Raw genomic sequence first — 12,637 nt, 5'->3', positions numbered from 1 at the left:
GGGTAATAATATGGCTTCAGACAAGTTTCGCCACCAGCTACGCCATGAGGCGAAGTTATGGAAGGCTGAGGGTGTGATTGATGAAGATTTGTTTCGTCAATTATCTCAACGCTATCAGTTTGATGCTTTGGAAACTTCGGCGCAAAATCGTTTTATTGCGATTTTTATTGGCTTGGGTGGGGTTTTGGTTGGTTTGGCGGTGATTACGTTTGTGGCGGCAAATTGGCAGGCGTGGTCACGGGAATTTCGGGTAGTTTTGTTGTTAAGTTTATTTATTGGGGTGAATGCTGCCGGTTTTTATTTATGGCGCACTCCTGCAAAATCTTCTGAGTTTTTGGGTGGAAAAGATGGGGTAAAAAACGGCAAAATATACCCGACAAGAAGCGGTTGGAAACAAAGATTGGGTCACGGTTTGTTGCTGTTAGGGGCGATTATTTTAGGCGCAAATATGGGGCTGATGGCGCAAATGTTCCATATCACCGGCTCTCCTTATGGCTTATACCTGGTTTGGGGGTTGGGTGTTTTGGCAATGGCTTATAGTTTGCGCTTAACTTCTTTGGGGGTTTTATCGATTCTTTTAATTGGTTTTGGCTATCTTTTGGGTGTGGGTGATTGGAGTTCAAAAGAAGAGTTTAGCTATTTAAAACTCTTGCTGGATTATATGCCAATTTTTGCTGGCTTGGCGTTTGTTCCTTTGGCTTATTGGTGTCGCTCACGGGCTATTTTTTTCTTGGCTGCTATTGGGGTTGTTAATTCGCTGATTATTACGATTTTGGCTAGTGCTTCGATAAATATACCGGAATGGATTTTTATTGTCTCGGTTTGTGCGCTTCCACCGGCTCTGTTGTGGGGGTATGATGATGTGATGTGGCCGAATATTCACAGTCGTTTGTTTCAACCACTTGCCCGTAATTTGGCGTTGTTTTTCTTGGCTGTTTTGTTTTATTTTGGTTCGTTTAAATGGTGGAATTATACGACGGATGGCATTAATAATAGTGCTGAGTCAGTTTTGGGCTGGACTCCTTTTGTTTCGGTGGTTTTATTGGCAGGTTTAACAATTTATGAATGGTTACATTTAAGCCGCCGGCAACGCAAATCTCCTAAACGTCAAGTGGTGGATTTAACAACAAATGTGGTGGCTTGTTTGATTGCGATTGCAACTTTGGTGCCGGTGTGGCATTTTAATGTTTTTCCGATTGGAATTTTGGCGATTTTTCTTTATAATGTTTTGTTGTTTTTGCTTGGTACCGGCTTGATTCGAGAAGGTTTGGCTATTGGCAATCGACGCAGTTTTTGGGGTGGTTTGGGGGTTTTGAGTTTACAAATTCTCAGCCGAATGTTGGAATATGATACTGGTTTGTTGTTTAAGGCTTTTGTGTTCTTTTTGTGTGGGGTTGGGGTGATTGTTGCCGGTTTGTGGTTTGAGCGTTATTCGCATCACTTGATGCCTTCTGAACAGAAAGGGAAAGTTTAAGAACGAATGTTTTTTTTGAAAAAGGAGAAAAGTCAATGACTGAAAATGTGGAAAATCCTCAAAATTTAGTTGAAGAAAAGCCGATAGCTGAACCGGCCATTAGTTGGGAAGCTCCAAGGGAAGCTTTAAAAAGTTGGCGCTTATGGGTTCCTTTGGTGTTGCAAACGATTTTGATTGCGGCGGTGCCGGCGCAGTCTGCTTATACGTTTATGACGGGAAAAACGGTGGTTTTGCAAACGATGCCGGTTGATCCTTATGATTTGTTGCGGGGGTATTATCAAACGCTTAGTTATGATATTTCTCAACAAAATACTTTGAAAGTTTTGCCTGGTTGGTATGATTTACCGGGGACGATGATCACTTGTCCACCGGCCCCTAAACCGCCGGCCAAAAATACTTGCAAGCCAGAGAAATATGTGACTACGGGGACGGTTTTTTATGTAATTTTGGAACAACCAAAAACGCAAAAAACGTCGGGTTTACCGCTTGCTTGGAAGCCGGTGCGGGTGAGTGAGAAATTGCCGCAAAATTTGCCGGCAAATCAAATTGCAATTCGGGGTAAACATCTGGGATGGCAAACAGAGTATGGGTTAGAGAGTTATTATATGCCTGAAGACCAACGTGAGCAGATTAATGATGATATTAATCAAGCCACAAGTCAAGGCGGACAAAACCGGCAGAAACAGCCTTTTGTTGTGGAGGTGAAGGTGGATAAAAACGGTCATGCGGTGCCGGTGAGTTTGTGGGTGAAGGATCGAAATTATCGATTTTAGGGGAGTAGAGGCCGGTTTTTTGAAGAAGCCGGCTTTTTTTAAACCTCATTTCTTGCCTATCCTTAATCACCAGTCGTTATAAATGATACTTTTAAAAGTTTTTCGGGCAAGCTATGTTTAAAGAAAGTTGGTTAATTTTAAAAAAAACTATGGACGATAAGCAAAAAGCAAAAAGTCAAATTTTACGCCTATTGAAAATGCAAGGAGCCCAAACAGCGACGGCGCTGGCGGAACATTTACAGGTGACACCTATGGCTGTACGTCAACATTTACAGGTGTTACAGGCTGAGCATTGGGTGACTTATGAGGAGGAGAGGCGTCCGCAAGGCCGGCCGGTGAAGTTATGGCAATTAACGGAGGAATGCCGGCATTTTTTCCCCGATTCTCATGGCGATTTGATGGTGGATTTGTTGCGAGGTGTGGAGGTACTTTTTGGTGAGTCGGGGTTGGAAAAGTTGCTGGCTGAAAGAACTTTAAGGCAAATTCAAAATTATTCTTTGCGGTTAGAAACGTTAGGAAAAAGTGGAAATTGGCGGGAAAAAGTGGCTTTGTTGGCGCAGTTTCGCAATCAAGAAGGCTATATGGCGGAGATGATTGAATTGTCGGATCGTAGTGTGCTTTTGGTAGAAAATCATTGTCCGATTTCTTCTGCGGCCAAAAATTGTAATTTGTTATGCCGGTCTGAGTTGGAGGTTTTTAAAACTTTGTTGGGGCCGGCGGTTTCTGTGGAACGAGTGGAACATATTATGCAGGGTGATCGCCGGTGTGCGTATCGAGTTAGTGGTCATTAGTTATTAGTGTGGGGCGGGCAATCGCAGCAATCACAGCAATCACCAGTGGTGCAGGCGTCCCGCCTGCTTTTGGCACAATAATCGCAGGCGAGACGCCTGCGCCACTGGGGACGCCTGCGCTAGAGGGGGGAAGCCTCTACGTTTATTCAACGCGAAAATTAAACGGTAAACGGGCATAAATGCCTTTAGGATCGTTTAAATTGCTGATAATTTCTAACTCTTTTTGGAATTTTTGCCACTCGGCAGTAATCATGTCTGGAGGGTTTGGGGGAGTTGTTTTTACTCCGATGAATTTTTCAAGAATTCGCTCTTCTAAACTTCGGGTTTTGGGATATTCGTCAATTTCCCATTTTTCCAATTTAGCAATTTTTGCGGCTTCGGCGATGGCATCTTGGATGCCGCCAATTTGATCAACTAAACCGATTTTTTTGGCTTCTAAACCTGACCAAACTCGACCTTGGGCAATTTGAGCGACGCTTTGTTTGGAGAGGTTTCGAGATTCGGCTACTTTGGTGAGAAATTGCTCATAAATTTCTTGAACGACTTTGCGATAAAGGGCAAGTTCTTGTTCGGTTTTGGGACGAATGCTGCTTTGAGCGTCTGCATACCGGCCCGTTTTTACCACATCCCAATTAATGCCGTTATTATTGGCAATTTTTTGAATATTAGGCAATAATCCAAAAACACCAATACTGCCGGTAATTGTATTGGGTTCGGCAAAAATTTGGTTAGCATCGGTGGAGATCCAATATCCGCCAGAGGCGGCAAGATTTCCCATTGAAACGACAACCGGCTTAACTTTGCGGGTGAGTTTTACTTCTCGGAGAATGACTTCTGATGCGGTGGCGCTTCCCCCTGGGCTGTTGACGCGCAAGACAACGGCTTTGATATTTTTATCTAATCGTAACCGGCGCAATTGTTTGGAGAGCCTGTCGCCGCCCACAGAGCGCCCAGTGCCTTGCCCATCAACGATTTCGCCTTCCGCATAAATTACGGCGATGCGGTTAGAACTGCCGGCAGAAATTCGTTGATTTTCACCAACTTTGGCGTAGGTAGTGATGGGAATTTGGCGGAAATTTTGGTCGTCGTCTTCTTTGCCGCTGATTTTTTTAAGTTCGCTGGTAACTTCATCAAAGTAGGCGACTTTATCAACAAGTTTGCGCTTTTGGGCATCTTTTGGCATAAAGACGCCTTGGCTATCTGCAATTTGCTGGACTTGTTGCGGCGTGAGTTGCCGAGATTTGCCGACGGTGGCGCGATATTCTCCCCAAAGATCGTTTAAAAGTTTTTGGGTTTGTTGTCTGTTTTCTGGACTCATTTGGGTGCGTTCAAAGGGTTCGACGGCTGATTTATATTTGCCGACGCGCACGACTTGTACACCAACACCAAATTTTTCTAAGGCACCGGCAAAAAATGTGGTTTGGGTGCTAAATCCATTGATTTCTAAAGCGCCAAGGGGGTTGACGTAAATTGTGTTGGCAACGGAGGCAAGATAATATTCTCCTTCTGACCAGTCTTCATCATAAGCATAGATCGGTTTACCGCTATTTCTAAACCGTTCTAAGGCTTCTCTGACTTCTCGCAATGTGGCTAAACCATTGGCGTTGCCGGTGGTGGTTCCTTGTAAAAATATGCCGGTAATTCGGTTGTCTTTGGTGGCACGATCTATGCTGTCTAAAACGCTTCGCAATGTCAGGGAGTCGCTGTTTTCATCAGAGAGTGCTTCCTGAAGGGCTTCGCCGGTGCTGGAGTTGGGCCGGCTATCAGTAATATTCAGCGATAAATCAAACACTAAAATCGATTTATTTTCAACTCTTGGGCCTGGTTCTTCGCGGTTAGCGGCGCTGATAGCGAGAAAAATTAAGCCGCCAATTCCAAAACTAGAAATTAACACCAATCCCAGAAGGTTGCCAAGTAAACTAGCAAAAGTATATTTAAGAAAATCTCGCATGAGTTTCCATTCTATGTGATTAGTAATCAAAAACCGATAATTGGTAAGGTAACTATTTATCCTTTCCAATCAATAATCTGCGTTCATCTGCGTTTATCTGCGGTTAAATATTCCCAAAACGACGCAAAAATAACTCCTCACCCATACACCATTACCCATTACCTTCTATCCTACTCGCTGTAGAGCATTTGCGTGTTTAAACTCTTCAAGATTGAGAGTGCCGGTGCAAAATAATACTGTTGTAATTTCTGCAAAAAGTATCTCTGTCAGACTGTGTAAGGCTTCCGGTGATTCGGCGGCGGCTTGCAAAAAGGCCCATGCCAAACCGGCCAAGTCTGCACCTAATGCTATACATTTGGCGACGTCTAAGCCGTTTTTAAGGCCGCCAGAGGCTATCAGAGGGATATTTGGGTGATGTGTTCGGATGCCGGTTATACATTCGGCGGTGGGAATTCCCCAGTCGGTAAAGGTTTGTCCGAGGCGCTGTTGTTTGCTATCTTTGGCCCGTTCCCCTTCAACTTTGGCCCAGGATGTTCCCCCGGCACCGGCAACGTCGATGGCGCTAACTCCTGCTTCTATCAGTTTTTGGGCCATTGCGGGGGAGATGCCGTTTCCGACTTCTTTGGCGATCACCGGCACCTCAAGCACACTGCATATTTTGCTGATTTTGTCAAGCAATCCCCGAAAATTTGTGTCGCCGTTGGTTTGGACGCATTCTTGAAGGGGATTAATATGCAAAATTAAGGCATCTGCTTGGAGGCTATCAACTACCCGGCGGCATTCTTCGATACCATAAGTGTAATTAAGTTGCACTGCGCCAAGGTTAGCAAAAAGCAATATATCGGGGGCAACTTTTCGGACATCAAAGGTATTTTCCACATCGGGGTTTTCGACGGCGACGCGCTGGGAACCTACACCCATTGCAATTTTATAATGTTGGGCGACTTCGGCGAGTCTGTAGTTAATAGTTTTGGCGTAGTCGGTACCGCCGGTCATTGAAGAAATGAGCAGGGGTGCGTTGAGTTTTTTGTTAAAAAATTGAGTGCTAATGTGAATTTCGCTGCGGTTAATTTCGGGTAAGCAAGTGTGAGTAAAACGGTACTTTTCAAGGCCGGTGGTGATGTCTTGAAATTGTACGTTTTCTTCGATGCAAATTCGCAGGTGTTCTGCTTTGCGGTTTTGGGTTTCTGGGGGAATGATATTTGTCATTTGTCCTTTGTCAAAAGTCCTTTATCATTTGTCAAAAGCCCTTTGTCTTTTGTTGTTTTACCAATGACAAATGACTAATGACAAATGACTAATTAGCCCGAATTAATTGTACAGCGTCGCGTCCATCTAGTTCTTGTAAAAAAACTTTGACTTGTTCTTCTTTGGCGGTGGGAAGTTTTTTGCCGGTGAAGTCTGGGTGAATGGGTAATTCTCGGTGTCCACGATCAACCAGGACGGCTAAATAAATGGCTTCGGGTCTTCCGTATTCGTGGACGGCGTTGAGGGCAGCGCGGACAGTTCGACCTTTGTATATGACATCATCAACTAATACTACGGTTTTGCCGGCCAAGTCAAAGGGGATCTCGCTTTTTGCCGGTGTTCTCATACCTATTTGGTCGAGATCATCACGGTAAAATGTGATATCCAAAGCGCCGACGGAGACTTCTATTTGTTCGAGGGTTTGTATTTGGTGTGCCAGCAGGTGTGCGAGGGGGACACCGCGTGTGTAAATGCCAAGTAGGACGAGTTTTGAGAGGTCTCTAACTTTTTCGATGATCTGCGATGCCATGCGCGTGAGGGTGCGGCGGAATTCTTCTTCTGTTAAGATTTCTACAATTTCTGGCGACATAATTAAAGAACTGATTTGATATTTATTTAGTATGCCGTAATTTGTTGTTTGTTGACAGGGCTTTTTTATTATTTCAGTATTTTATCGGTGTTTGGGGGCTGTTGATGCCGGTTGCCTTTGTAGGGGCGGGTTTATCAATGATCTCTAGGGTATTATGCAATTCTTTTTTATGAAACCGGCCCCTACGTTATTTTAAATAAATTATCGTAGGCAGCCAAAAAGTGGATAATCATGCTAAAACATAACCACAGCAAAAAACAATTTCGAGTCAGTTGTAAAGCTTGCTGAATTTTTGCTGGAGTGATCGGGGAAACCGGCTCACCTAAAAGCGGTTTTTCTTTAATTTCGCCTTTGTAATAATTAATCCCCCCAACTTGCACGCCTAAAATGGCGGCATAGGTGCATTCACTCCAGCCAGAATTAGGGCTTGGATCTTTAATAGCATCGCGTTGACAAAGTTGCAAAACATAGAAAAGTTTTCCCGAAATTAAACCGAGAGTACAAACAGCCAACCGGCAAGGAAACCAGGTGATAATATCTTCAAATTTGGCACTAAACCAGCCAATATCTTTGTAGGGTTCTGTTTTGTAACCCACCATTGAATCAAGGGTGCTGGCGGCTTTATAAGCAAGGGCAAAAGCTATCCCACCGGCCCCAAATAAAAAGCTGCCAATAATCGCATAAAATAGCGGTGCAAGAACGCCATCAACGGCATTTTCTGTAACGGTTTCTAAGACAGCCCTTAAAATTTCGTTTTCCGATAAATTGTCTGTATCTCTTCCTACATAATTACTTAATTTTTGGCGGGCGGTTATGATATCTTTAGCAGCAAGTGGTTGTAAAACATCTTCAGCAGCATTTCGCAAACTCCGACCAGCAAAACAACTAGCTAAAAGGATAATTTCAATCAAAAATCCTAACCAAGGAGAAAGCCGGTTGCTGAGGAAAATTAACGCCCAACCAAAAAAACCAGAACCGAAAATTAAACTAATTCCTAAAATTATCCCAGCAAGCCGGCGGAATGCAGAAAAAAATCGATTTTTCTCAGAAATAGGTAATTTAAAAATAAGCTGTGTGTAGTGTGTGATAAACCAACCCATAACGCGCACAGGGTGAGGCCATCCCCAAGGATCTCCTATCACATAATCAAGAGTGGCTGCTAGGGGTAAAAGAGAGAGATTATGCAGTAATATTTGGCTCACGTTTCTTAAAATTAGTTTGATATTTAATAGAGTTTATATCACAAAACTGGCTTCCTCTCCTTGGGAAGCTTGCCAACTGCGAGCATCAAAATATAAATCTTCTAAAGAAATGCTATAAAGTGCTTCTTTAATTTTTTGGTGTAACCTGTTCCAAACCGTAAATGTCACCCAATCTTCTGCCTGTTCACTATCAGCAGAAAGGCGGGGTAGGGGTTCAATGGTTTCGCCAACTGCTTCGAGAATTTGCCCTAACGAAATATGCTTTGGCCTTTTGGCAAGCTGATAGCCACCTTGGGAACCGCGTACTGATTCTACCAAACCGGCCCGCCGCATTTCAATTAACAGTTTTTCTAAATAAGGTGCCGGTATTTCTTGCCTTTTGGCAATGGCGCGAACAGAGACGGGGCCTTTATTTTTTTGCATCGTCAGATCAAGCAAAGCTTTAACGCTGTAATGTCCGCGAGTGGTGAGTTTCATGGCCGGTGTAAAAACACAACGCCTCTAGCATATCTTAATTTTCAAAAAAGAGAAACACAGAGGACTTGTTTCTGTATATCCTCTGTGTTTTTTTAAAAATAACTGCGTATTAATGAGCTAAACAAGCGGCTAAGTCAGCATCAGGAGTTGTGATTGCTTTAAGGCCATAATTTTCTGAGAGTAACTTAAAGACATTTGGAGTAATAAACGCCGGCAAAGTTGGGCCTAAGCGGATATTTTGAATTCCTAAATAAAGCAGCGTCAGCAACACAGAAACAGCTTTTTGTTCATACCAAGAAAGAATCATCGACAATGGTAAATCATTTACGCCAACTTCAAAAGCATTCGCCAAAGCAAGGGCAATTTGCACCGCAGAATAGGCATCATTACATTGTCCTACATCCAACAAGCGGGGGATACCATGAATGTCGCCCAAGTCTTTATCAAAAAAGCGGAATTTACCACAACCTAAAGTTAAAATAACGCAATCTTCTGGCACTTTTTCAGCTAATTCTGTGTAGTAGTTGCGGGTTGGTTTTGCACCATCGCAACCACCGATTAAAAAGAAGTGGCGAATGTCTCCTTCTTTAACTGCTTTGATGACTTCTGGGGCGACTCCTAAAACAGCATTGCGTGCAAAGCCGGTTAATACTTGACGCGGTGTTTCATCTGCTGTAAACCCAGGCATTTCTAAAGCTTTATTTATGGCTGGGGTGAAGTCGTTATTTTCTAAATGTGCCATGTCTGGCCACCCCACCGGCCCCAAGGTAAAGACTCGGTTTTTATAAGTTTCACGGGGTGGCATTAAGCAGTTAGTTGTCATTACAATGGCACCGGGAAAAGCAGCAAATTCTGTTGTCTGATTTTGCCAAGCGTTGCCATAATGTCCGTACAGATGGGGATATTTTTCTTTTAATTTTGGATAGCCATGTGCCGGCAACATTTCACCATGTGTGTAGATATCAATGCCTTTGCCGGTGGTTTGTTTCAGCAATTCTTCTAAGTCTTTGAGATCGTGACCTGAAACTAAAATGGCTTTGCCTTTTCTGGCATTTAATGGCACTGGTGTGGGGACAGGATGACCGTAGGTTTCTGTGTTTCCGGCATCCAAAAGCTGCATGGCTTTATAATTAACTTCGCCAACTTTTAACGCCAAAGCTACCCAATCTTGCAATGTTAAATCATTGCGCTCAAGCTGAGTTAAAGCCTCATAGAAAAATGTATATACTTCCGTGCTTTCTTGGCCTAAAACTTTGGCGTGGTAAGCGTACGCAGAAATACCTTTGAGGCCGTAAATTACAGTAAGTTTAAGAGAGAAAATATCGATATTTTGCCCAGAACTTGAGATAAATTCTAACTCGACATCTCTGCCTTGTTGTCTTAGGGCTTCTAATGTGGTTGCCGGAATAAAATTTGCTGCTTTTTCTGGAAATGTAATTGCTGGTACAATGGTCAAAAGTTGGGTTTTTAAAGTTTCCCTTAATTCGAGGGATCGATAAATATATTCAACAAATCTTTGAGCATCAAAATTGACGTTTGTTAGGGTAGAAAAAAGCGCTTCTGCTGTGAAGGCATCGGCTTCTGGGTTAATAATGCCATACCGGCGAGCCGCCAGCGCCACTTGTCCTAAACCGCGTAAAGTATATGTGAGTAAATCTTGGAGTGCATCAACTTCGGGGCTTTTTCCGCAGGCACCTGATACTAAGCAGGCGTCTTCTTTGGCAGTTTGCTCACATTGGCTACAAAACATCATGTCAATTTCCTCTTTTTTTCTTGTTACCCTCACTGTATGACCGGCCCCCCTGTCGTCGCCTTGACTTAAATCAAATTTTCACTCATTTTTTTTGTTAAGTTTGTTTGCGTGTTTTAACAATGAATCCAAAAACCCCTGAAATTACTTTAATTTTGGCCCAAAATTCCCTGTTTCGCGGTTTACCTACCAACCAACTTGAAGCGCTGGCAAGTATTGCTAAGGTGCAAAGTTACCGCAAAGGGGAAACGCTTTTTTGGGAAGGTGATACTAATGTTGGTTTTTTTATCGTTGTTTCTGGGAGAGTGAAGGTTTTTAAAAGTTCGCCTGATGGCAAAGAGCAAATTTTACAAATTTTTGGAATGGGCGAGCATTTTGCAGAAGTACCGGCCTTTGATGGTCAACCTTTCCCCGCTTCCGCCGCCGCACTCGACACCGCCGAAGTGTTATTTTTTTCTCGATCTTCTTTCCTGAAATTGCTCGAAGAGACACCCACCCTAGCTATTCAAATTATTGCAGTATTTGCCCGTCATTTGCGCCGTTTTGCCATGTTAATTGAAGATTTATCCTTAAAAGAAGTGCCGGCGCGTTTGGCGGCTTATTTGCTTTATTTAAGCGAGGCTGCGGATAATTCTGATTTGGTTGAGTTAGATATTACAAAAACTCAGCTTGCTGCTTTTTTAGGCACAATTCCTGAAACTTTGTCACGGGTTTTTGCTAAGTTGGCTCAGGAGGGAATAATTGAAATTAATGGCTCAAAAATTCAGTTATTAAATCGGGGCCGGTTAACTGATTTAGCGCAGGGTAAGATTAAATTTAAAAATTGATAGAGGTTTAATATGATAGGAAGCGATGGAGCTATTATGCAAAAAATAAGCAGTGAATAACTTTAGCAACCTAGTCCCAGGCGGAGGACTAACCGCACACGAAGCAGCGGGAGGCCATACTTTAGCAAAGCACGTTGGAAAAACCGAGGCTGAACTAGCGAGCCGGTTGGCAACTAACCCTCGCCTTTTGATTGCTTCATCTTTTAGAGACCGTAGCACAGCAGAACAAGCAATATCAGAGGCTATCAATGCCAACCAGCCATTAATTTTATCTTGGTTGAGTAGCAGCAAAACAAAGCTGCAACTTCTACCATATATTGCTACTTTTCCGGTAGGAGTTAGTCAAATTCGCGGTTCAAGTGGTCTCATTTTTGTCTACCAAGTGGAAGTCATACTTAGGCGAGATTCTACGTTACCATTGGGATACTACATTCTAACAGCATATCCCCAACCATGATTAGAGAACAATTACCCACTCTGGCTCATTTTTTTGGCGCATATTTTCATCAAGACTGGGATCTTGAAGCCCCAAATGCTGAGGGAGTTATCCGTAACTACCTACAGGATGAACCATTTATCTCTGTACAGCAAACTATTACAGAGATAAATCAACTACTTGAGATGAAATTCTCTGAAGACGAATTGAAAAATATTCTCTTATTTGACTTTCACTGCAACTACGATCCTACTTTTGATGGAATATCCTATCAAGATTGGCTGTGCTGGATTCAAACTTTTCTTAAACAAACAAGTCAAAAATCTCTCCCTAACTGTATTGTTTGATAAAAAAAAGTGGCTTTTATGAAAGAAAAGCTAGAGAAAAAATCAAGTTTAAAAATTAATCCAGCCTGAGCTAATCGAAAAAACGAACTCAACCGGAAAGTAATTTTAATGAATTGTTAAGATTGCTTGAAATTTTTTGCAAAACCTGTAGGATTGGTTTTATACCTCCAGCTATGACAGATTGATATAGATGCTTGAACTATCCGCCTTGGGTTTATTGCAACGTCAACCGCTGCACGGCTACCGGCTAAAAAAACAGCTAGAAGTCTTTATGGGAAGCTGCATCAGCGTCAACTACGGCGCGATCTACCCCCTGCTGAAACGCCTCGAAGAACGCGGCGAAATTGAAGCAGGAGGCGAGGAAGCATCCCAAGCCGGCCCCAGCCGCAAAATGTATCAAATAACCGAACAAGGACGAAATGCGTGGCGTAAACTCATGCAAACTCACCCCCAAGAAAGCTGGGTAAATAGCCGTTCACGGTTTTATATAAAATTTTTCTTTTTTAATGACTTAGAACCAGAAGAGCGCATCAACTTATTAGAACACCGGCTCATAGAATGCCGGTTGCGCGAACAATATTTACAGGAACAAGAAGAAGAATTTCCTCCTGTGGGAGTCTATCAAATAGAAGCCATGAATAGATGTTATAAAGAGATGAAGATTGAAATTGAATGGGTAAAAGAGCAACTGGCAAAAGAGCGCTCTTTCGTGCCGGCGTCTGATGTAGCGAAAAATTTACTACAAACAGTTGCCCGATAAATTTTGGCTAAA

Annotated in this window: 13 protein-coding genes; 7 read left to right on the top strand and 6 right to left on the bottom strand. The window is 42.9% G+C overall.

The annotated features are described in order from the left end of the window. Positions 1-10: 10 nt before the first annotated feature. The 3 genes from NG798_RS11815 to NG798_RS11805 all read left to right on the top strand — a co-directional run bounded on the left by NG798_RS11815 (position 11) and on the right by NG798_RS11805 (position 3,038). Positions 11-1,474: a DUF2157 domain-containing protein gene (locus NG798_RS11815; RefSeq protein WP_261222767.1), complete on the top strand. Its 1,464-nt coding sequence runs from the start codon at positions 11-13 to the stop codon at positions 1,472-1,474. A gap of 35 nt (positions 1,475-1,509) precedes the next feature. Then, positions 1,510-2,247 carry a GDYXXLXY domain-containing protein gene (locus NG798_RS11810; protein WP_261222766.1) on the top strand — a complete coding sequence of 246 codons (738 nt, stop codon included), beginning with the start codon at positions 1,510-1,512 and terminating at the stop codon, positions 2,245-2,247. Positions 2,248-2,396: 149 nt separating this feature from the next. Further along, on the top strand, positions 2,397-3,038 hold the full coding sequence (locus NG798_RS11805; RefSeq protein WP_261222765.1) for a metalloregulator ArsR/SmtB family transcription factor: 642 nt from the start codon (positions 2,397-2,399) through the stop codon (positions 3,036-3,038). A 142-nt stretch (positions 3,039-3,180) separates the two neighbouring features. Here NG798_RS11805 and sppA read toward each other — a convergent pair whose 3' ends face one another. From sppA to hcp, 6 genes are all read right to left on the bottom strand, one after another. Next, the gene (gene sppA, locus NG798_RS11800) at positions 3,181-4,989 is read right to left on the bottom strand and encodes a signal peptide peptidase SppA (RefSeq protein WP_261222764.1); all 1,809 of its coding nucleotides are present in this window, start codon (positions 4,987-4,989) and stop codon (positions 3,181-3,183) included. Between the two features lie 165 nt (positions 4,990-5,154). After that, a complete protein-coding gene (gene fni / locus NG798_RS11795; RefSeq protein ID WP_261222763.1) occupies positions 5,155-6,198 on the bottom strand; it encodes a type 2 isopentenyl-diphosphate Delta-isomerase in 1,044 nt (347 codons plus the stop codon). A gap of 88 nt (positions 6,199-6,286) precedes the next feature. Continuing rightward, positions 6,287-6,826 carry a bifunctional pyr operon transcriptional regulator/uracil phosphoribosyltransferase PyrR gene (gene pyrR / locus NG798_RS11790; RefSeq protein ID WP_261222762.1) on the bottom strand — a complete coding sequence of 180 codons (540 nt, stop codon included), beginning with the start codon at positions 6,824-6,826 and terminating at the stop codon, positions 6,287-6,289. 182 nt (positions 6,827-7,008) lie between these two features. Next, complete coding sequence (cbiB, locus tag NG798_RS11785) at positions 7,009-8,028, bottom strand: adenosylcobinamide-phosphate synthase CbiB (protein ID WP_261222760.1); 1,020 nt, start codon at positions 8,026-8,028, stop codon at positions 7,009-7,011. Positions 8,029-8,061: 33 nt separating this feature from the next. Continuing rightward, complete coding sequence (locus NG798_RS11780; protein WP_261222758.1) at positions 8,062-8,505, bottom strand: Rrf2 family transcriptional regulator; 444 nt, start codon at positions 8,503-8,505, stop codon at positions 8,062-8,064. Positions 8,506-8,614: 109 nt separating this feature from the next. Next, positions 8,615-10,255 (bottom strand): hydroxylamine reductase, encoded by a 1,641-nt coding sequence (hcp, locus tag NG798_RS11775; protein ID WP_261223249.1) that lies wholly within the window; start codon positions 10,253-10,255, stop codon positions 8,615-8,617. 122 nt (positions 10,256-10,377) lie between these two features. Between hcp and NG798_RS11770 the strand changes: the two genes are divergently transcribed. The 4 genes from NG798_RS11770 (at position 10,378) to NG798_RS11755 (ending at position 12,625) form a co-directional block, all read left to right on the top strand. Further along, positions 10,378-11,082 (top strand): Crp/Fnr family transcriptional regulator, encoded by a 705-nt coding sequence (locus tag NG798_RS11770; protein WP_261222756.1) that lies wholly within the window; start codon positions 10,378-10,380, stop codon positions 11,080-11,082. A gap of 52 nt (positions 11,083-11,134) precedes the next feature. Further along, the gene (locus tag NG798_RS11765) at positions 11,135-11,539 is read left to right on the top strand and encodes an RNase A-like domain-containing protein (RefSeq protein ID WP_261222754.1); all 405 of its coding nucleotides are present in this window, start codon (positions 11,135-11,137) and stop codon (positions 11,537-11,539) included. Then, complete coding sequence (locus NG798_RS11760) at positions 11,536-11,865, top strand: contact-dependent growth inhibition system immunity protein (protein ID WP_261222753.1); 330 nt, start codon at positions 11,536-11,538, stop codon at positions 11,863-11,865. The genes NG798_RS11765 and NG798_RS11760 overlap by 4 nt, the downstream gene beginning before the upstream one ends. 190 nt (positions 11,866-12,055) lie before the next feature. Then, complete coding sequence (locus NG798_RS11755) at positions 12,056-12,625, top strand: PadR family transcriptional regulator (protein ID WP_261222751.1); 570 nt, start codon at positions 12,056-12,058, stop codon at positions 12,623-12,625. The last annotated feature ends 12 nt before the right edge of the window (positions 12,626-12,637 follow it).

The organism is Ancylothrix sp. D3o (genome assembly GCF_025370775.1).
Taxonomy (GTDB): domain Bacteria; phylum Cyanobacteriota; class Cyanobacteriia; order Cyanobacteriales; family Oscillatoriaceae; genus Ancylothrix.
This window is presented reverse-complemented; position numbering and strand designations above follow the sequence as displayed.

Coding starts and splice junctions, on each gene's coding strand:
- NG798_RS11815 (WP_261222767.1), top strand. CDS start 11: ATGGCTTCAGACAAGTTTCGCCACCAGCTACGCCATGAGGCGAAGTTA.
- NG798_RS11810 (WP_261222766.1), top strand. CDS start 1,510: ATGACTGAAAATGTGGAAAATCCTCAAAATTTAGTTGAAGAAAAGCCG.
- NG798_RS11805 (WP_261222765.1), top strand. CDS start 2,397: ATGGACGATAAGCAAAAAGCAAAAAGTCAAATTTTACGCCTATTGAAA.
- sppA (WP_261222764.1), bottom strand. CDS start 4,989: ATGCGAGATTTTCTTAAATATACTTTTGCTAGTTTACTTGGCAACCTT.
- fni (WP_261222763.1), bottom strand. CDS start 6,198: ATGACAAATATCATTCCCCCAGAAACCCAAAACCGCAAAGCAGAACAC.
- pyrR (WP_261222762.1), bottom strand. CDS start 6,826: ATGTCGCCAGAAATTGTAGAAATCTTAACAGAAGAAGAATTCCGCCGC.
- NG798_RS11780 (WP_261222758.1), bottom strand. CDS start 8,505: ATGAAACTCACCACTCGCGGACATTACAGCGTTAAAGCTTTGCTTGAT.
- hcp (WP_261223249.1), bottom strand. CDS start 10,255: ATGTTTTGTAGCCAATGTGAGCAAACTGCCAAAGAAGACGCCTGCTTA.
- NG798_RS11770 (WP_261222756.1), top strand. CDS start 10,378: ATGAATCCAAAAACCCCTGAAATTACTTTAATTTTGGCCCAAAATTCC.
- NG798_RS11760 (WP_261222753.1), top strand. CDS start 11,536: ATGATTAGAGAACAATTACCCACTCTGGCTCATTTTTTTGGCGCATAT.
- NG798_RS11755 (WP_261222751.1), top strand. CDS start 12,056: ATGCTTGAACTATCCGCCTTGGGTTTATTGCAACGTCAACCGCTGCAC.